The 17,617-nt window shown below is 70.1% G+C and carries 19 protein-coding genes; 8 read left to right on the top strand and 11 right to left on the bottom strand.

The annotated features are described in order from the left end of the window. Positions 1-57: 57 nt before the first annotated feature. Positions 58-1,116, bottom strand: a complete 1,059-nt coding sequence (gene ubiU, locus K309_RS0104550) for a ubiquinone anaerobic biosynthesis protein UbiU (protein WP_029045314.1) — start codon at positions 1,114-1,116, stop codon at positions 58-60. A gap of 273 nt (positions 1,117-1,389) precedes the next feature. Here ubiU and K309_RS0104545 point away from each other — a divergent pair, with 273 nt between their 5' ends. After that, positions 1,390-2,565, top strand: a complete 1,176-nt coding sequence (locus K309_RS0104545) for an NAD(P)H-dependent flavin oxidoreductase (RefSeq protein ID WP_029045313.1) — start codon at positions 1,390-1,392, stop codon at positions 2,563-2,565. Positions 2,566-2,622: 57 nt separating this feature from the next. Here K309_RS0104545 and K309_RS35955 read toward each other — a convergent pair whose 3' ends face one another. From K309_RS35955 to K309_RS0104530, 3 genes are read right to left on the bottom strand one after another with little or no spacing between them, the layout of a single operon-like run. Beyond that, positions 2,623-3,336 (bottom strand): Crp/Fnr family transcriptional regulator, encoded by a 714-nt coding sequence (locus K309_RS35955; protein ID WP_051320328.1) that lies wholly within the window; start codon positions 3,334-3,336, stop codon positions 2,623-2,625. Then, positions 3,308-4,651, bottom strand: coding sequence for a hypothetical protein (locus tag K309_RS35950; RefSeq protein WP_051320327.1), 1,344 nt, complete (start codon positions 4,649-4,651; stop codon positions 3,308-3,310). The genes K309_RS35955 and K309_RS35950 overlap by 29 nt, the downstream gene beginning before the upstream one ends. Positions 4,652-4,675: 24 nt before the next feature. Next, complete coding sequence (locus tag K309_RS0104530; protein ID WP_029045312.1) at positions 4,676-5,101, bottom strand: hemerythrin domain-containing protein; 426 nt, start codon at positions 5,099-5,101, stop codon at positions 4,676-4,678. Positions 5,102-5,438: 337 nt separating this feature from the next. On the opposite strand from K309_RS0104530, the gene K309_RS0104525 reads away from it, so the two are divergent. The 4 genes from K309_RS0104525 (at position 5,439) to K309_RS0104510 (ending at position 8,801) form a co-directional block, all read left to right on the top strand. Then, a complete protein-coding gene (locus K309_RS0104525) occupies positions 5,439-7,424 on the top strand; it encodes a type IV pili methyl-accepting chemotaxis transducer N-terminal domain-containing protein (RefSeq protein ID WP_051320326.1) in 1,986 nt (661 codons plus the stop codon). Further along, positions 7,421-8,077 (top strand): response regulator, encoded by a 657-nt coding sequence (locus K309_RS0104520; RefSeq protein ID WP_029045310.1) that lies wholly within the window; start codon positions 7,421-7,423, stop codon positions 8,075-8,077. Before K309_RS0104525 ends, K309_RS0104520 begins: the two co-directional genes overlap by 4 nt. Before the next feature lie 229 nt (positions 8,078-8,306). After that, complete coding sequence (locus tag K309_RS39735; protein WP_084254457.1) at positions 8,307-8,465, top strand: DUF3309 family protein; 159 nt, start codon at positions 8,307-8,309, stop codon at positions 8,463-8,465. Between the two features lie 147 nt (positions 8,466-8,612). Then, the gene (locus K309_RS0104510; protein WP_029045309.1) at positions 8,613-8,801 is read left to right on the top strand and encodes a DUF3008 family protein; all 189 of its coding nucleotides are present in this window, start codon (positions 8,613-8,615) and stop codon (positions 8,799-8,801) included. Between the two features lie 90 nt (positions 8,802-8,891). Here the strand turns inward: K309_RS0104510 and K309_RS0104505 are convergent, their stop codons facing one another. The 3 genes from K309_RS0104505 to K309_RS0104495 form a co-directional block, all read right to left on the bottom strand. Next, positions 8,892-9,557 carry a ParB-like protein gene (locus K309_RS0104505; RefSeq protein ID WP_051320325.1) on the bottom strand — a complete coding sequence of 222 codons (666 nt, stop codon included), beginning with the start codon at positions 9,555-9,557 and terminating at the stop codon, positions 8,892-8,894. Further along, the gene (locus tag K309_RS0104500) at positions 9,541-10,014 is read right to left on the bottom strand and encodes a hypothetical protein (RefSeq protein ID WP_029045307.1); all 474 of its coding nucleotides are present in this window, start codon (positions 10,012-10,014) and stop codon (positions 9,541-9,543) included. The genes K309_RS0104505 and K309_RS0104500 overlap by 17 nt, the downstream gene beginning before the upstream one ends. 198 nt (positions 10,015-10,212) lie before the next feature. Then, positions 10,213-11,070, bottom strand: a complete 858-nt coding sequence (locus K309_RS0104495; protein WP_029045306.1) for an SDR family oxidoreductase — start codon at positions 11,068-11,070, stop codon at positions 10,213-10,215. A 306-nt stretch (positions 11,071-11,376) separates the two neighbouring features. Between K309_RS0104495 and K309_RS0104490 the strand changes: the two genes are divergently transcribed. Both K309_RS0104490 and K309_RS0104485 read left to right on the top strand, forming a co-directional pair. Then, positions 11,377-12,375, top strand: coding sequence for a BON domain-containing protein (locus tag K309_RS0104490; RefSeq protein ID WP_029045305.1), 999 nt, complete (start codon positions 11,377-11,379; stop codon positions 12,373-12,375). Positions 12,376-12,430: 55 nt separating this feature from the next. After that, positions 12,431-13,066, top strand: coding sequence for a ParB-like protein (locus K309_RS0104485; RefSeq protein WP_029045304.1), 636 nt, complete (start codon positions 12,431-12,433; stop codon positions 13,064-13,066). An 83-nt stretch (positions 13,067-13,149) separates the two neighbouring features. Here K309_RS0104485 and K309_RS0104480 read toward each other — a convergent pair whose 3' ends face one another. The 4 genes from K309_RS0104480 to K309_RS0104465 form a co-directional block, all read right to left on the bottom strand. After that, a complete protein-coding gene (locus K309_RS0104480; RefSeq protein ID WP_051320339.1) occupies positions 13,150-14,199 on the bottom strand; it encodes a DNA topoisomerase IB in 1,050 nt (349 codons plus the stop codon). Positions 14,200-14,234: 35 nt separating this feature from the next. Next, the gene (locus K309_RS35945; RefSeq protein ID WP_035876786.1) at positions 14,235-15,116 is read right to left on the bottom strand and encodes an alpha/beta hydrolase family protein; all 882 of its coding nucleotides are present in this window, start codon (positions 15,114-15,116) and stop codon (positions 14,235-14,237) included. Beyond that, positions 15,103-16,284, bottom strand: a complete 1,182-nt coding sequence (locus tag K309_RS0104470; protein WP_029045302.1) for a DUF3182 family protein — start codon at positions 16,282-16,284, stop codon at positions 15,103-15,105. Before K309_RS0104470 ends, K309_RS35945 begins: the two co-directional genes overlap by 14 nt. An 83-nt stretch (positions 16,285-16,367) precedes the next feature. Next, a complete protein-coding gene (locus tag K309_RS0104465; RefSeq protein WP_029045301.1) occupies positions 16,368-16,940 on the bottom strand; it encodes a low affinity iron permease family protein in 573 nt (190 codons plus the stop codon). Between the two features lie 245 nt (positions 16,941-17,185). Here K309_RS0104465 and K309_RS0104460 point away from each other — a divergent pair, with 245 nt between their 5' ends. Further along, positions 17,186-17,521 carry a BON domain-containing protein gene (locus tag K309_RS0104460; RefSeq protein ID WP_029045300.1) on the top strand — a complete coding sequence of 112 codons (336 nt, stop codon included), beginning with the start codon at positions 17,186-17,188 and terminating at the stop codon, positions 17,519-17,521. The last annotated feature ends 96 nt before the right edge of the window (positions 17,522-17,617 follow it).

Raw genomic sequence — 17,617 nt, 5'->3', positions numbered from 1 at the left:
TGGCAAGGGTGGCGGCGGAATCGACGGGGGGATCAAGACGGGTCGCATCCATCCGCATCACCGCCATGGCCGGTCGTAGGCGCCCTGGGTCACCTGGTCGCCCTCGGCATGGCGGCCCAGCGTGGCCTGCCATTCCTGGCGCGGCGCGAAGCGGGCGGGATCGCCGCAGGCGTCGTCGATGGCGGCGCGCAGCACGCCGACCACGTCGGCGACATAGCGCGGGCTGCGCTGCCGGCCCTCGATCTTGATCGCGGCGATGCCCATGCCGACCAGCGCCGGCAGCAGCGACAGCGCGTTGAGGCTGGTGGGTTCTTCGAGCACGTAGCCGCGCTCGCCTTCCACTTCAAAGCGGCCCTTGCACAGCGTCGGATACCCGGCCGGCTCGCCCGGCGCGTAGCTGTCGATCAGGATGCCGGACAGGCGCGCCTGCATGGTGCCGTCCTGCTCGGTCCAGCGCACCGCATGCGCGGGGGAGCAGACCCCCTTGTTATTGGGCGAATCGCCGGTCGCGTACGACGACAGCAGGCAGCGCCCCTCGGCCATCACACACAGGCTGCCGAAGCCGAACACTTCCAGTTCGACGCTGGTCTGCCGCGCCAGCTTGCCGATCTGCGCCAGCGACAACACGCGCGGCAGCACCACGCGGCGGATATTGAAGCGCTCGCGCATCAGTTCGATGGCATCGGCATGCGTGGCCGAGCCCTGCACCGACAGGTGCAGCCGCAGCCCGGGATGGCGTTCGCAGGCATAGCCCATCAGCCCGGCGTCGGCCATGATGACCGCGTCGGCGCCCAGTTCCGCGGCGGCGTCGACGGCGCGGTGCCACTGCGCCACCGCGCCCATCTGCGCAAAGGTGTTGATCGCGAACAGCACTTCGGCGCCGCGGGCGTGGGCTTCGGCGACGCCGGTGCGGATGTCGGCCTCGGTGAAGTTCAGGCCGCCGAAGTTGCGGGCATTGGTGGCATCGCGCAGGCCCAGGTAGACCGCGTCGGCGCCGTGCTGCAGCGCCATGCGCAGCGCCGCCAGCGAGCCGGCGGGCGCGACCAGCTGGGGCCGGCGTGGCGCGCAGGCAGGCGCTACGGTGGCCGCATCCGGGCCAGTACAGGCAGTTGTCATGGTGTGGGAAACAAGACAAGGAAAACAGGACAGGAACAGCGGCTGATGCTAGCCACGCGCTGGCGATATGGGCTTGATCGCGCGCAAACCGGCACCAACCGCACATGGCTGGCGCCGGCGTATGCCAGTTGGCGTAGGCCGATGGCAGGCAGCCCTCGTGGCCTTGACCTGCGGCAAACGCAGGGTCTTTCCGCTGTGCCACGCTTCGCCAGTCACCCCCCGCGCCAGGCCGGCTGCCGGCCACACGCGACTTACCTTCCGGAGATCCCATTTATGAACGAACACTGGCTGAAGCTGGCCGGCCGCCGCCTGTTGCCCATCGTGCAGGGCGGCATGGGCATCGGCATCTCGGCGCACCGGCTTGCCGGCGCAGTGGCACGCGAGAACGGCGTGGGCACCATCGCCAGCATCGACCTGCGCCACCACCACCCCGACCTGATGGCGCGCACCCGCGGCGGGCGCGACAAGGCGGCCATCGAAGCCGCCAACCTGGAGGCGCTCGACCGCGAGATCCGCGCCGCGCGCACGCTGTCGGAAGGCCGCGGGCTGATCGCGGTCAACGTGATGAAGGCGGTGGGCTCGCACGCCTCGCTGGTGCGCCAGGCATGCGAAAGCGGTGCCGATGCCATCGTGATGGGCGCCGGACTGCCGCTGGACCTGCCCGAGCTGGCCGCCGGCCACCCCAGCGTGGCGCTGATCCCGATCCTGTCCGAGTCGCGCGGCATCGGCCTGGTGCTGCGCCGCTGGATGAAGAAGGGCCGGCTGCCCGATGCCATCGTGGTCGAGCACCCCGCCCATGCCGGCGGCCACCTTGGCGCCGCCACGATCCAGGACCTGTCCGAGCCGCGCTTCTCGTTCTCGCGCGTGCTGGCCGAATGCCGCGAGCTGTTCCAGTCGCTGGGGCTGGCATGGGACAGCATCCCGCTGATCCTCGCCGGGGGCATCGACAGCCATGCCAAGGTGCGCCACTGGCTCAACGAGGGCGCCGCGGCGGTGCAGCTCGGCACCGCCTTTGCCGTCACCGAGGAGTGCGACGCGCATCCGGCCTTCAAGCAGGTGCTGGCCACGGCGCGGCCCGAGACGCTGCGCGAGTTCACCAGCGTGGCCGGGCTGCCGGCGCGCGCAGTGCTGACGCCATGGCTGTCGCGCTACCTGTCGAGCGAGGCCAGGCTGCAGCGCCGCGCCAAGGTGCGCGAGTGCCTGGAAGGGTTCGATTGCCTGCAATCGTGCGGCCTGCGCGACGGCATCGGGCGCATTGGCCAGTTCTGCATCGACCTCAAGCTGGCGCAGGCGGTGCGTGGCGACGTGGAACGCGGGCTGTTCTTCCGCGGCAAGGGCGCGCTGCCGTTCGGCGAGGCGATCCGCCCGGTGGCCGAGCTGATCCACTACCTGATGACAGGGGAAAAGCCAGCGGCGCTGGTCCCTGCCAAGGTGGCCGCTACGGCCTGAACCTGCCTGCCGCGTGCCGGTTCGCCGGCACGCGGCGCCTGACTCCCCGACCGGGCGTCAGGCCACCGCCAGTTCGCCCGCGCCGGCCTGGCGCGCCAACCCATCCGGATCGATCAGGTAGATCTTGCCGCGCTCGATCCGCACCAGCCGCTCGGCGCAGAACCTGTGCATCACGCGCGACAGGGTCTCGGGCGTAATCCCCAGCTTGGACGCGATCACGCGCTGCGTGCAGGCCAGCCAGGTGCGCCGCGTGGCAAACGCCTGCTCGCGCAGGAAGCCCGCCACGCGCTGCAGCGCGCTCTGCAGGCTGATCGCCTCGATATCGCGCATCAGCCCATGCAGCCGGCCCGACAGGTTGCGCAGCAACTGCGCCGCAAGCAGCGGCTCCTGCATGACGGCCTGCCACAGCGCCGCCTTGCCGATCTGCAGCACCAGCGTGCGCGTCTGCGCCTGGCAGGCCATGCGGCCCGGCACGTCCAGGCAGAGCAGGTCTTCGCCGAAGGCCGCGCCCGGGCCGAAGACCTCGATGGCGCGCTCGCCGGTGGACTCGTCGCCGGCCGGCGGCTGCAGCGCCAGCTTGAGCAGGCCTTCCACCACGATATAGAGGCCGGCGCACGCCTCGCCGCCGCGGAACAGGTATTCGCCCTTGCGCAGGCAGCGCAGCGTTGCCGCCGCGCGCAGTTGCGCCACCACGGCTGCGTCGACGCCGCGGAACAAAGACAGGGCTTCCAGGTTGATGGCTTCACCCATGGTGATGACCTCCTTCGGCATGACTGCCTTCAGCATTCCAGGCCGCATGGCGCGGCGGCAGGCCGCCACGGCGGCGCATCTGCCGCGTGCAGCGCAACGCGGACAACAATTGCCAGCCCAGCCAGGCATTGGCCGCGGCGAGCACCAGGCCGGCGGCGCGCGCCAGTGCCACCGGCGCCAGCGGCAGCGCCAGCAGCAGCAGGTAGGCCGCCAGCAGCAGCCACGCCTGGCGGCGCTGCCGGTCGGGCACGATGATGGCCTGCATGGCCGGCACGCGCGCGCGCGGCGGCAGCAGCCGGCGCAAATGCAGCCAGACCAGGAACGGCACGATCTTGCCGAGCATCGCCGTGACCGGCAGCACGCCGGTGCCAATGAGCGCCATGGTGCCGGCCCACCACGCCAGCGGCGCATCCGCTGCGGGCCACACGATCGCCGCCGCCCCCACCACGGCAGCGCCCAGCATGCTGGCGCAGGCCACCGGCCACAGCGGCCACAGCGGGTCCTGGCGGCGCCGCGCGCGCAGCGTGCCAGCCAGGCCAACGGCGGCCACCACGGCGACGAACGCCAGCCACGCCAGCAGCACCGCCTGGCCCAGGGCAGGCTGCCCGGGCCAGAGCAGGGTTACGCCGCTGAACAGCGCCAGCGGCACCCAGTGCGCCATCGGCAGCCCGCGCGCCAATGCCGCCGGCAGGCGCCGCGTCTGCCAGAACATCGGCAATACGGTCGTGGCCACTCCGGTCACCAGTGCCGCCAGCCAGCCGCCCAGCGCCCAGGCCATATGGATGCCGAGCACCGGCGCCACCGGCACCTGCCACCAGCCGCCGAAGGTGCCGGCCAGCGCGATGCCGCACAGCACCGCGGCCAGCAGAGGCGCGCCGATGCCGGCCAGCGTGCGCGTGGTGGCGTCGACTGCGGCCACACGCCACCCGGCCGCCAGCAGCAACGCACCGGCCAGCAACAGCAGCACGCCTGCCCCCGCCGCTGCATGCATGCCGCCCGGGCTGCCGCCGAGCAGCCCGAAGCCCAGCCCGGCGGCCACGCCGGCACCGGCCACGGCGACAAACGGTGCCAGCACGCCGGCACCCGGCACGGCCACGCCCGCCACCACCGGCATCATCTGGAACAACGCGCCCACCATCACCGGCATCAGCATGCCCAGCGCGAGCACATGGACCGCGACCAGCGCCAGCGGCGCAAAGCGGTCAGGCAAGCCATCGGCGGGCCCTGCCGCGAGCAGCAGCCCTGCCACGGCGCCCAGCCATGGCGCCGGGACCAGGCAACCGAACACCACCGCGGGACGCGGCGCGCGCTCGTAGTCGAGGTTGGCGGCCTTCATCTCGGTTGCCCTGCCTCGCCAGCGCTAGGCAATGCCGTCGAGCACGGCATCAAGACCCGGCACATGCGCGCGGCACATCGGGAACAGCACGTTCTCTTCCTTGATGTTGTGCTGCTGCAGCAGCACCATCAGCGTGTCGGTCTCGGCCGCGAGCGCATTGGCGTCGCGCAGCGACAGCCATTCGCGCACGTTGTCCACCAGCGCGCGCACTTCGTCGTGTTCGTGGCGCATCACGGCGGTCGGGCCGCCGGCCATGCCGGTGGCCTGCTCGAAGGCGGGGAACAGCCGTGCCTCTTCCGCGCCGAAGTTGCCGGCCAGTGCGGCCTCCAGCTCGGCGAAGGCCGCCGCTGCCTCTGTCCAGTCGGCCTCGCGCAGCGCGCCTTCCAGGCGTGCCAGCGCGGCGTCGCAACTGCGGTGCTGCTGCACAAGGGTGTCGATGCCATCAGACATGGTGTGGATTCTCCGGACCGGTATTGACCGGATGCTAGGGCGCAGCCCGGCGTGGGGATTTGATCGGGGATAAGTCGGGCGCCAATAGCCGGTGTAAGAGCGCCAGCGTGTCGATCTATCACAACGTGATATGTCAATAGCGCCGTATTCATCACCATCCCCCTGACGGCGGACGCGCAATGCGGCCCCGGGCGCACATGCGAACTGGCCGGCCTCGCGTTTTGTTGATCTGGCGCAGGTAGTGCGGCGCCTGTCACGCGGAGAATAGCCTTCCAGACGCGCGCGCGGCTGACAGCACGCCGGCGTTCCCCTGACAGGTAGCCCCCGATACCGAACCATGCCTTACACCGATCCACCGGCCGATCCCCCGGCCGAAGCGCAGGCCGCCACCCCGCTGCGCCATCGCCTGTCCACGCGCATCATCTCGCTGTCACTGGCCGTGCTGCTGGTGGTGCTCGGCATGATCTCCGGCACGCTGTGGCTGTCCTGGAAGCTCGAAGGCGCGGGCGCGGCGATCAATGACGCCGGCAGCCTGCGCATGCGCGCCAACCGGGTCGCGATCGAGCTGACGCTGGCGCACGCGCAGCGTGGCAACGCGCTGGCGATGCAGGTGCAGGCGCTGGACGGCACGCTGGCGCAGCTGCGCCGCGGCAACCCGTCGCGCCCGCTGTTCCTGCCCGACGAACCCGCCATCCACGCCCAGCTCGCGCGCGTGACGCAGGACTGGCACACCCGGCTGCGCCCGATCGCCATGGCCGGCACCGACAGCACCGCGCCGGCGCGCTATATCGCCGCGCTGCCTGGCTTCGTGGCGCAGGCCGACACGCTGGTCGGCATGATCGAGCACGACAGCGCGAGCAAGACCGACCTGCTGCGCCTGTCGCAGACGGCGTTGGCGCTGATGGCCTGCGTGGGCACAGTGGCCGTGATCTACCTGCTCTACCTGTGGATCATCCTGCCGGTGCTGCGGCTGCAGGACGGCCTGCGGCGCATGGCCGCGCGCGAGTTCTCGCTGCGCCTGCCGGTGGAGACCCGCGACGAGTTCGGCACCCTCAGCGAAGGCTTCAACCGCATGGCCGGCGAGCTGCAGGGCCTGTACCGCGACCTGGAGGCGCGCGTGGCACAGAAGACCGCCGAGCTGGAACGGCAGAACCGCGACCTGGAAACGCTGTACGACATCGCGGCGTTCCTGAACCAGGCCAGCGACGCCGACACCATGGCGCGCGGCTTCCTGGCGCGCGTGATGCGCCAGTTCGACGCGGAAGGTGGCAGCGTGCGCGTGCTCGACCCGCGCCACGGCCGCATGCACCTGCTGGCCAGCGCTGGCCTGCCCGCGGCGCTGGCCGAAGCCGCGTCCTGCGCCGCCACTGACGCCTGCCACTGCGGCGAGGCCACGCGCGAAGCGGTGGTCACGATCGCCGACCTGCGCGGCTTGCATCGCGCCGGGGACCCGGACGGCGCGCCGTGCGCGCGCAACGGCTTCCGGGCGCTGGCGGCGTTCCGCATCGAAAGCCAGCGCGGCGCCACCGGGGTGTTCGCGCTGCATTTCCGCAGCCCGCGTGCGCTGCCCGCCTCCGACCGGCAACTGCTCGAAACGCTGGGCCAGCACCTGGGCACGGCGCTGGAGCACTTGCGGCTGTCGGCGACGGCGCGCCAGCTGGCGGTGGTGGAGGAACGCAACCTGGTGGCGCAGGGCCTGCACGACAGCATCGCGCAGGGCCTGAACTACCTGAACCTGCAGGTGCAGCTGCTTGACGCCGCGGTCGCGCGCGACGACCTGGCCGAGAGCCGCGAGATTGTGCCGATGCTGCGCCACGGCGTGGAGGAGAGCTACCAGGACGTGCGCGAACTGCTCAATAATTTCCGCTCGCGCCTGGGCGGCGGCGAGCTGCGCCCGGCAGTGGAAGACACCGTGGCGCGCTTCCGCCGCCAGTGCCGCACCGAAGCCACGCTCACCATCGACGAGCACGCTGACGGCATCGGCGCGGGTGGCCGGCCGCTGGCGCCGGAACAACAGCTGCAGGTGCTCTTCATCCTGCAGGAAGCGCTCTCCAACGTGCGCAAGCACGCGCTGGCCGCGCACGTGACGGTGGCGCTCAGCCACGGCCGCGACTTCCGCCTGGTGGTGGAAGACGACGGCGAAGGCTTCGATCCCGCAGAACTCGCCACGCGCGCCGACGCGCATATCGGCCTGAACATCATGCGCGAGCGCGCCGCGCGCCTTGACGCGCAGCTGCACGTACAGGCGGCCCCCGGCCGCGGCGTGCGCATCGAGCTGGTGCTGCCGCGCCACGCCCCACAGACCACCGAGACCCAGCCATGACCATCCGCATCCTGCTGATCGACGACCACACCTTGTTCCGCTCCGGCATCCGCGCGCTGCTGCAGCGCCAGTCCGATTTCGAGATCGTCGACGAAGCCGCCGATGGCGTGGAGGGCATCAAGCGCGCCAAGCAGCATCGGCCCGACGTGATTCTGCTGGACCTCAACATGCCCGGCCTGTCGGGGCTGGAGGCGCTGCAGCTGCTGGTGGAAGACCTGCCGCAGACCGCGGTGATCGTGCTGACGGTGTCCGAGGAAGCCGAGGAGCTGGCCGCCGCGCTGCGCAGCGGTGCGCGCGGCTACCTGATCAAGAACATCGAGACCGAGGCGCTGATCGCTGGCATCCGCCGCGCCGCGGCGGGCGAGCCGGTGATTTCCGACAGCATGACGGCCAAGCTGGTGGCGCAGTTCCGCACGCCGGCGCCTGCCGCCGCACCGCGCCACGACGACGCGCCGCGCCTGACCGCGCGCGAGCGCGAGATCGTGCAGGGGCTGGCGCGCGGCGAAAGCAACAAGGAAATCGCGCGCGATCTCGGCGTGGCCGAAAGCACGGTGAAGATCCACGTGCAGAACATCCTGAAGAAGCTCAACCTCGCCAGCCGCGTGCAGGTGGCGGTCTACGCGGTCGAACATGGCCTGACCGAGGCGGGCTGAGCGCGCGGCCACGCCTGCGCCAATGTGCTGCGCGAGCCGTTGTGCAGGGCGCCAAAGCCACTCGCAGCGCACCGAGAGTCGTCCGATTCCTACACCGATATCAGCCCCTGCCCGGAAGGATGCGGGCGAGGCTTGGCATAGGCTGAACCTTGAGCAGTGGCCTTTCAGATGCGCGGCCGCTTCGGTACGGAAGCCCCGGCGTCCCCGATCCACGAACAAGGAGCACACCATGGGAATCGGCACTATCCTTCTGATCATTCTTGTCCTGCTGCTACTGGGTGCCCTGCCGGCCTGGCCGTACAGTTCCGGCTGGGGCTACTGGCCAAGCGGCGGCCTGGGCCTGATCGTCCTGATCGTGCTGCTGCTCGTGGTTCTCGGCCGGATATAGCGTTCCGGCCGGCCAGCAGGCGGTAGCGGCCAGCAGGCCCCGGCATGGGCGGCATCGCTGCGGCGTTGCCGCCCATGCCGGGGCCGCGGCCGCGTTGCCCGTTTTTCCGCCACCCCATCTTTTCTGCCACCCTCCAAGGAGACTGACATGCCAGCCAGATCAAAGGCGCAACAGCAGGCCGCGGGAGCGGCGCTCTCCGCCAAGCGCGGGGATACGAAGGTCGGATCGCTGAAGGGCGCCTCGCGCTCGATGTACAAGTCGATGAGCGAAAAAGAACTCGACAAGATGGCATCGACCAAGACCAGGAAACTGCCGAAGCACAAATCGGAGCGCTGAGGCGTTCCCCCCTCCTCCCGTCGTTCCCGCTGGCGCGGGAACGGCGCGCCGTTCGTTTAGTCGTTCGTTTAGTCTCCTTCAGTCCTTCCCTTACTCGTTGTTTGCCGGCCCGCCGCAAAATCCCGGCAGCCGCCTGGCCTTGCTGCTGCGCGCCAGCTTGATCGATTCCGACAGCGCCAGCCCGAAGCCCGCGATGCTGTCGAGGTCCTGCCGCACCCGATCGCGCAGGAAGCCGGCCCAGCAGAAATCCCCATACGCCCCGGCCGGCTTGCGGTAGGCGCCGGCCGCGCGCGCAAACGCTGCCAGGCTGCGGTACGGATCGTCGCGCATGCCCATCACGGTGGGCGGCAGCGCCTTGGGACCGTGGAGCTTGCCGTGCTCGTCGTACGGGTGGACGTGGCCGAGCCGGCGCATGCGCTTCCAGAACGCGGACGGGCTCAGTGCGCTCAGGTCGTGCAGGATGCGCACCGGCCCCCACTGGTATCCCAGCGCCAGCCAGGCCCGCGCCCAGTGATGATGGTCGACGATATAGAGGCTGCCGCCGGGGCCCGCCACGGTCTTGATGCGATGCCTGCGCATGAAGCGCCGCAGCGCCGCGCGGTCGTTGGGGTCCGCGTGGCGCTGCGTGACTTCCATCTTGTCCCTGACATGGGCATAGCCCAGCGTGAGCTGCGTAGGACGCAGCCGCGCCAGTTCCGCAATGGCATTGCCGTTCCTGGCGCTGGCGCGGCCGCGCCGTTCAGTCGTGTTCGACACGCTTCTGGTTGACGAAATGCTCGAGTTCGCTGCCAGGATCCTCGTTGCCCGTGGATTGCTCGGCTACCGATTCCCGTGCCAGTGGCCGCGGCCAGTACTCGCCCTCGCCCCCCTGCACCGGCTCGCCGTGCACGTTCGCGTCGAAGTCGGTCCACTGGCCGCATTCCCAGCGGCCCTGCGCGCGCTCCAGGTGGCTCGCGCCGGCTTCGCGCAGCACGTCGATCGCGACCGACGACAGGCCATTGCCGACGCAGGCAGCCAGCATCACGTTGGCGGCGCTGTCATCGGCGCTGTCATCGGCGCGGGCATCGTCATTTGTCCCGGCCTCCGCCTCGCGTGGCGGCCGTACCGACATGATGGAAACGTCCCATACCGAAAAACCCCGCGCGAACAAGATCCGCGCCGCGTCTTCGGCGCTGGCGATGGAGTCGAAGCGACCCGCTACGATCGGTGACATGGTGGCTCCCTGGTATCGATGAATGGATGCGGTACTTTCCAAGGCCGCTTGCAAGAGCCACGCCCGCGCCGGACCTGCACGATGGCGTCCGTGGCAGCGCGCGGCACGTGCAATTTTTGCAAGCGCGGCGCCCGAACTACATGCGCGGCTTGTGCGGCAGGTGCAGCTTGTGCGGCAGGTGCGCGCGGCGCCGCCCGCTCAGCCGTTGACGACCTCGCCGCCGTTGATGTGCAGGATCTGCCCCGTGATATAGCTGGCCGCATCCGAGGCCAGGAATACGAAGCCCGCTGCCACTTCGAACGGCTGCCCCGGCCGGCCCATTGGCGTCTTCTTGCCGAACTCTGCAACTTCCTCCGCCGTAAAGGTGGACGGGATCAACGGCGTCCAGATCGGGCCCGGCGCTACACCATTGACGCGGATGCCGCGTTCGACCACCTGCAGCGCGAGCGAACGCGTGAACGACACGATCGCGCCCTTGGTCGCCGAATAGTCGAGCAGGTGCTTGCTGCCACGGTACGCCGTCACCGACGTGGTGTTCAGGATCGACGCGCCCGGCTTCATGTGGGGCAGCACCGCGCGTGTGAGGTGGAACATGGCAAAGACATTGGTGCGGAAGGTGGCCTCGACCTGGCTTTCGTCGACGTCTTCCAGGGATTTCTCGGGATGCTGCTCGGCAGCGTTGTTGACCAGGATATCGAGCTTGCCGTATTGGTGCAGCGTCTGGCGGGCAACCCCTTCGGCATGGCTGCAGTCGGCCAGATCGCCCGCGACCGCGAGGCACTTGCGTCCGGAGGCTTCGACCAGTTCGACGGTTTCGCGGGCGTCGGCATGCTCGTCGAGGTAGGCGATGGCAATGTCGGCGCCTTCGCGCGCGAAGGCCACCGCGATGGCGCGGCCGATGCCGCTGTCGCCGCCGGTGATCAGCGCCACGCGCCCTTGCAGGCGGCCGCTGCCGACGTAGTCGTCCGCGCCGCTGTCCGGCTGCGGCCGCATGGGTGCTTCCAGCCCGGGTTGGCGATCCTGGTGCTGGGGTGGAACGCTCTTCGGTGTGGACATGGCTGACTCCTGTCTGTGGAGGGCACGCCGGCCCCTGCGCGTGCCGCGCAAGTTCCATGCCGCTGGGATGCGCCCGGCATGCTGCCGCGGCGGCGCGCCCCGCCAACTGCGGTGACGTGGCAGCCGCCCGTAACCGTTACATCGCCCGGCAATCCTTACAGCGCCGCAGCGCGCGCCGCGGCGTGCCGGCGCGGTAGCGAAGGGGCACGGATTTTGCGGCTTTCCGGTTGCGGCTTTTCCACTGCGGAAGCCGCTGCACTTCAACGGCCCGGCGCCCAGCCGGACCATTCAGCCAGGAGGCAAGCAATGTTCAACTTCCGCAACGACCGCGGCAGCCGCCGGGGCAATCAGGGCCAGGCCCGGCGCGACGAGGGCCGGGGCAGCGGCTCGGAAGACTGGGGCCAGGAATGGGGCGAAGACTGGCGCGGTGATGAGCGCGCAGAGCAGCGCGAGGCCCGCGGCGGCGAATCCGCGCGCCACGGCGGTCCGTGGTACCAGCAGGACACGCCCGCCGGCCAAGGCCGCGGCCGCTGGGGCCAGCCGGGCTATGGCGCTTCGGATGCTGGCGGTACTGGCCATCCCTATAGCAGCAGCTACGGCGGCTACCGTCCGTCGGCGCAAGACAGCGGCTATCGCAGCCAAGAGCGGGAATCGGGCTATGGTTACCGCGACGAAGACCGCTTCGGGCCGCGCGGCCGCGGCGGCGAGCGCGACGACCGGGGCGGCGGTGGCGAGCGTGGCGGCCGCGCCATGCACTGGCGCGAAGGCATGGAGCGCGACCGCAGCCAGCGCGGCGGCGAGCCGAGCTATGGCAGCGGCTACTATGGCGATTCCGCCAGCGGCGGCCAGTCGTTCAGCGGAGGGCAGCGGGTCTATCCGGACGATTACGGCTACCGCCGCAGCCGGGCCTTCGGCCAGCAAGCGGCCGCGCAGCATGCTGGCCGGCGCATGACCGGACCCAAAGGCTACCGCCGCTCGGATGAGCGCGTGCGCGAGGATGTCTGCGAGCGCCTCGCCATGAATCCGTATATCGATGTCGGCGACGTCAGCGTGGAAGTCGCCAACGGCGTGGTCACGCTGGACGGCACCGTGCGCGAGCGCCGCGAGAAGTATGTCATCGAGGAAATCGCTGACGCGGTGTTCGGCGTGACCGAGGTCGACAACCGGTTGCGCGTGGCACGCGGGCAAGGTGACCAGGGCGCGCGGGGCTCGGCCTGGGCCGCCGGCTCGGAAGTCGGTGGCGAAGACATCGGCATGGCGGGCGACACCGGCACATCGCCGGAACGCACGCTGAACAAGAGCTGAACCAGCCATCCGGCGCGGCGCGGCGCGACCAAGCGTCGGGCCGCGCCGCGCCGACATGCCGCGCCAGCCACGCAAATTCCGTCCCGGCAGCAAGCTGATGGTGCCCCTGGACGCGCTGCACCCGACCCAGATTACTGTCGGCGGCTACCACGTGGCCCAGAAAGTCCACGTGACACGCCGCGTGCCACCCGAGCACCGTGCTGCGTTCCTGGACCGGCACCGCGTCCACCTGGTGGTCGGGCCGGAACAAGGCCTCTACGTGGTCGACCACCATCACTGGGTGCGTGCCTGGCACGACCTTGGCCTGACCCAGGTGCCCGGCGTCGTCCGCGCCGATGTCAGCGATCTCGACGTGCCGGCGTTCTGGCGCTACATGGTGGCCAACCACCTGGTCCACCCGTATGACGAGCACGGCCGCCGCCGGCCGCTGACCGAGCTGCCCGAGGCCATCCACGACATGCTCGACGATCCCTACCGCAGCCTGGAGGCGTTCGTGCAGCTGGCCGGCGGCTATCGCAAGGTCAAGACCGCCTACCCGGATTTCCGCTGGGCTGACTATTTCCGCCGCAACGTGCCGGGCCCGTTCGACACGGCGCATCACTTTGCCGCCGCACTGGCGCGCGCGTTCCGCCTGGCGCATGCCGATGGCGCGCGCGAGCTGCCCGGCTATCTCGGCCCGCTGCCTCGCTGACGCGCGTGCCGGATGGCCACCCGCACGAACTGGCGCCCACCGAATACCCGCTCAGCTATCAGCTATCAGCTATCAGCTATCAGCTATCGCGCCGCGGCCAGCAGGCGCAGCAAGCGGGCTTCGTCCGCACGCAGCCTGGCCACCGATGGGGCCCTTCCGCGCGCTTCGAGCACACCGCACAGGTAAGCCTCGATGACGCCGGGGTGCACATAGCACTTGCGGCAAACCGCCATGGTGTTGCGCAGCTGGTGCGCCACCTCGCGGATTGCGTCGGCCACGGCCTTCTTGCGTGCGGTGTCGCTGGCTGCCGGCGGCAGCTTGCGCAGGATCGACAGCGCATGCACGCTGCCGGCCCAGGTGCGGAAATCCTTGGCGGTAAATTCGCCCCCCGTCGCCTCCTTCAGGTAGGCATTGACGTCGGCCGAGCCGATCTCGCGGATCTCGCCGTCGCTGTCGCGATACTTGAACAGCCGCTGGCCCGGCAGGTCGGCGCAGTTGCGCACGATGCGCGCCAGGCGCGGGTCGTTGACCGAGACGTCGTGGGTGATGCCGCTCTTGCCGGTGAACTGGAAGCGCAGCCGGCTGCCGCGCACGGTCACGTGCCGGCGCCGCAGCGTGGTCAGGCCGTAGGTACGGTTCTGCTGCGCGTAGCGCGGCGAGCCCACGCGCACCAGCGTGGCATCGAGCAGCACCACCACCGCCGCCACGACTTTTTCACGCGGCATGCCGTTGCGGCCCAGGTCGCGCGCGGCGCGGGCGCGCAGCCGCGGCAGCACCGTGCCGAAAGCGGGCAGGCGCGCGTACTTGTCTGAATCGCGCAGTGCCGCCCATTCGGGGTGGTAGACGTACTGCTTGCGCCCGCGCGCGTCGCGCCCCGTGGCCTGCAGGTGGCCGCGCGCATCCGGGCAGATCCACACCGACTCGTAGGCCGGCGGGATGGCCAGCGCGGCGATGCGCGCCAGCGTGGCTTCGTCGCGCACGCGCTGGCCATCGGGGCCGATATAGCTGAAGCCGCTGCCCTGGCGGCGCCGTGTGATACCCGCGCTGCGGTCATCGACGTAGCGCAGGCCGGCATCGCGCAGCACGGCGTCAAGCGCCGCGGCCGGCTCGGTGGCGGGCAGGGTGCTGTCCATGCAGGCGGCGTGCTGGCAGCGGGCGCCACTCAGCACTATTCGGCGCTGGCCGGCGGAGCGCCGGCGGAACCGGCAGCCGGCGGCGGCACCGCTCCGCCCATGGCGACGAGCTCGTCGTCGGGCTCCGGTGCCGCCGGCCGCGGCTTCGGCTCCACGGCACTGTCGGCGCTGACCGGGCCGGCGCGCGCCACGGTGACCATCTCGCGCAGCCAGTTGACCAGCAGGCTGCTGTAGGCGCGCTGGCTTTCCTCGTCGGTCAGCCCGTGGTCGGCGCCCTTGATCACGCGGTAGGTCATCGAGTTGGCATGCACGCATGCGTCGACATAGCTCATCACCGCGGCATGCGGGACTACCTGGTCGTGCTCGGATTCGATCACCAGCACGTCGCCGCCGAATTCCGCGCAGGCGCGCACCGCGCGGTTGTCTTCCGGCGGGACCACGCTGCGCCGGTACGCCACCAGGTCCTGTTCACGGTGCAGCTGGCGCTTGGGCAGCTCCCAGCCGGAATCCATGTACAGCGCCGGCGCGCGAAAGCCCATCCAGCGCACCGGGCGCATCGCGCTCAGCAGCGCCGCCAGGTAGCCGCCGTAGCTGCTGCCCACCACCGCGATGGCATTGCGATCGACTTCCGGCTGCCGCACCAGCGTGTCATACGCGGCGACCACGTCGGCCAGGTTGCGCATGCGGGTGACGGTCTCGTACTGCGACCTGGTGCCGGCGTGGCCGGTCAGGTCGAAGGTCAGGCAGACGCAGCCCAGCCCCGCAACCTTGCGCGCGCGCGCCAGGTATTGCTGCTGGCTGCCGCCCCAGCCGTGCACGAACAGCACGCCGGGCAATCTCGTCTGCGGACTGATCAGGGTGCCGGCAATGGTGCCGCCCTCGCTTTGAATCTGCAGCAGTTCTTCATGGGTTGCCATGGGAATCGGGCTCCAGTCTTGCGTACTTGGTCAGGGGACCGACGTGGCGGTCCTCTCCCTGGAAATAGATCACGGCGCCGGCGGGCACGTGCACGTTGGCGCCGTACACCTCGCGCGTGGACGCCACCACCCGGGTGCGGCCTGGATCATCCTGCAGCGCCGCCAGTGCCGCCAGCTCGGCACCGGTGGCGCCGCCTACGCGCCACGACTGCTCGAGCACACCGCCAAGCACCTGCTCGCGGTCGGCGCCGGGACCCGCGGCCGGGCCGAAGGCCACGTCGTAGTTGCAGCGCGTCAGCAACATGCCGTCATAGCAGGCCAGCGCGGCGTCGTGATACACCATCGCCGCGCGCACCGCAGCCAGCGTGCGCGCCTCGAACGGCTGCCGCAGCAGCGTGTCGAAGCCGCCGCGCACCACCGTCAGCGTCGAGCCGCCATAGACCTGCCGGCCACTGTTGTTCTGCGTCAGTCCCTGCGTGCCGCAATAGCTGGCGCGCAGTCCGGCCAGTTCCACCTGGCCAACGCTATAGGTCTGCGGCGCGTCCAGGTCCCGCTCGACCACGATGCCATGCGCTTCGACCACGGCATCGGGCATGGCTGCAAGCGCTTCGTCCAGCGCGCGCTCGCAGTCGACCACGGACTGGCCCAGCCCGCCGATGCCGCATGGCTCCTTCAGCCGCACCGGGCCCAGTGCCAGCAGGCGCATGCCGGCGGTGCGCGCATCGGCGAGGGTGAACGCAGTGAAGCCCGGCAGCGTCGCGCCGACCACGCGCTGCACGAAGGCCTCGTTCCATCCTTCTGGCGCGGCCGCGCCCGGCTCGACCAGCCCGTGCGTGATCGCCTTGGTGGCAACGAACGCGTACGGCACCACGCCGCCGAACAGGTCGCCCTCCCCGTGCACGCCGAGGCGCGCGGCAAGATCCTGCCCGACCAGCGTCTGCGCGGGCACCAGGTACGGCCGCGGCTGTCCCGGCGCGGCATCATCGTAGGCACCGGCGTACCCGATCCCTGCGATCTCGGCCACCTTGCGCGCGATATTGGCCATGGTGGTGCCAAGGTGGCTGTCCGGTTGCCCCAGTGCGTCGCAGCCGTACACCATGACCGCGCGTGATGCGGCGGCGGCCGGGCTCATCTGCCTGCGCTTGCTTGCCTTGTTCGGATCGGACACGGGGTGGCTCCTTGCTCGATGACCTGGTTGGCGCGACAAGTTGACGCTACCGCGGCATGCGTGCCGCGGCCCGGTGCTGCGGCTTATGGACTGGCGTCGGCAATGGCATGCGCATCGGCACCGCTGCCGCCGTCCTTCGGGCGGTACTGCCGCGAGGCGCGGGCCTTCTGCTTGGCCGCGTGGTTTTCGCGCGCCTCGTCCAGCGAATGGCTCATCTTGAGCCCGTTTTCCTTGTCGGCCAGCTCGGCCAGCTGGCGGTAGAAGGTAGCCAGCTGCAGCAACTCTTCCTCGTCGAGGTCTTCGATCGAGACCAGCATGTTGCTGGCTTCGCGGTGCGAGGCCAGCAGCTCGTTGAGCTTGAGGTGAACCGCGACGGCGTCCTTGTTCTGGCTCTGCTGGATCAGGAACACCATCAGGAAGGTGACGATGGTGGTGCCGGTGTTGATGACCAGTTGCCAGGTCTCGGAGAACGCGAACATAGGCCCGGTGATGGCCCAGGCGGCCACCACGCCGAGCGCGAGCACAAATGCAGTGGGAGAGCCGGCCTGGCGCGTGGCACCACCCGCGAAGCGGTCAAATGCGTGCAATATGCTGGCACGCCTGCCAGACGCTGGCGGATGATTGACGCGCGGCAGGTTCGGGCTGGACTTGCTCATCGTTGCGCTCCTCGATTGCGCCTTGCTCGTTCGCGCCGTGCGCCGGCACGGTGGCATGCTGATTTCATCGTATGGAGGGCATGGGGCCGAGGTGCAGCGGGCGCAGTCCTACAACGCGCGCAGCACTTGCGTGGCAGCCCGCGGCACACGACTCGCGTTCCTGCAGCGTGCGGCGCGCATGCCGGTGGCCGCTTGCGCGGGAATGGTTCTTGCACCGGACAGGGTTTTTCTGTCGAGGAGCCGAAATGAACCAGAACGCCCCTTCCCCATCCGACGACGACGAAGCGCTGCGCGTGGCAGTGCGCGCCGAGATCGCCGCGGCATTCGACGGCCGCTTTCCCGAGGGCGTGACGCTCGAAGTCGCGGATCGCCGGGTCACCGTGCGGGGCTGCGTGGAGGATGCCGACACCGCGCAGCGCATCGAGAAAGCCGCGGCCGTCAGCGCCGGCGTGCTCGGCGTGCACAACGCGCTGTCGCTGCGCCATGAAGGGCCACAGGCGGCACCGGCGCAGCCCGAAGACAGCGGCATGCAAGCCGACCCATCGCAGCGCCCGTACGGACAGATCAACCACAAGGTCTGACTCCCAAAAAATGGAAGCGCCGGATCGGATCCGGCGCCTCGTTCATCGCTCACTGGCTCACGGCGCTGTCTCCCTCGCTCAGTCCGCTTCAGCCCG

It is taken from the genome of Cupriavidus phytohabitans (assembly GCF_000426345.1).
In the GTDB taxonomy this organism is placed as follows: Bacteria; Pseudomonadota; Gammaproteobacteria; order Burkholderiales; family Burkholderiaceae; genus Cupriavidus.
This window is presented reverse-complemented; position numbering and strand designations above follow the sequence as displayed.

Bases quoted from the DNA above. Each gene is read 5' to 3' on its own strand.
- K309_RS0104545 (WP_029045313.1), top strand. From the start codon at position 1,390: ATGAACGAACACTGGCTGAAGCTGGCCGGCCGCCGCCTGTTGCCCATC.
- K309_RS0104525 (WP_051320326.1), top strand. From the start codon at position 5,439: ATGCCTTACACCGATCCACCGGCCGATCCCCCGGCCGAAGCGCAGGCC.
- K309_RS0104495 (WP_029045306.1), bottom strand. From the start codon at position 11,070: ATGTCCACACCGAAGAGCGTTCCACCCCAGCACCAGGATCGCCAACCC.
- K309_RS0104460 (WP_029045300.1), top strand. From the start codon at position 17,186: ATGAACCAGAACGCCCCTTCCCCATCCGACGACGACGAAGCGCTGCGC.
- K309_RS0104520 (WP_029045310.1), top strand. From the start codon at position 7,421: ATGACCATCCGCATCCTGCTGATCGACGACCACACCTTGTTCCGCTCC.
- K309_RS35950 (WP_051320327.1), bottom strand. From the start codon at position 4,651: ATGAAGGCCGCCAACCTCGACTACGAGCGCGCGCCGCGTCCCGCGGTG.
- K309_RS0104490 (WP_029045305.1), top strand. From the start codon at position 11,377: ATGTTCAACTTCCGCAACGACCGCGGCAGCCGCCGGGGCAATCAGGGC.
- K309_RS0104480 (WP_051320339.1), bottom strand. From the start codon at position 14,199: ATGGACAGCACCCTGCCCGCCACCGAGCCGGCCGCGGCGCTTGACGCC.
- K309_RS0104500 (WP_029045307.1), bottom strand. From the start codon at position 10,014: ATGTCACCGATCGTAGCGGGTCGCTTCGACTCCATCGCCAGCGCCGAA.
- K309_RS39735 (WP_084254457.1), top strand. From the start codon at position 8,307: ATGGGAATCGGCACTATCCTTCTGATCATTCTTGTCCTGCTGCTACTG.
- K309_RS0104485 (WP_029045304.1), top strand. From the start codon at position 12,431: ATGCCGCGCCAGCCACGCAAATTCCGTCCCGGCAGCAAGCTGATGGTG.
- K309_RS0104510 (WP_029045309.1), top strand. From the start codon at position 8,613: ATGCCAGCCAGATCAAAGGCGCAACAGCAGGCCGCGGGAGCGGCGCTC.
- K309_RS0104465 (WP_029045301.1), bottom strand. From the start codon at position 16,940: ATGAGCAAGTCCAGCCCGAACCTGCCGCGCGTCAATCATCCGCCAGCG.
- ubiU (WP_029045314.1), bottom strand. From the start codon at position 1,116: ATGACAACTGCCTGTACTGGCCCGGATGCGGCCACCGTAGCGCCTGCC.
- K309_RS35955 (WP_051320328.1), bottom strand. From the start codon at position 3,336: ATGCCGAAGGAGGTCATCACCATGGGTGAAGCCATCAACCTGGAAGCC.
- K309_RS0104530 (WP_029045312.1), bottom strand. From the start codon at position 5,101: ATGTCTGATGGCATCGACACCCTTGTGCAGCAGCACCGCAGTTGCGAC.
- K309_RS35945 (WP_035876786.1), bottom strand. From the start codon at position 15,116: ATGGCAACCCATGAAGAACTGCTGCAGATTCAAAGCGAGGGCGGCACC.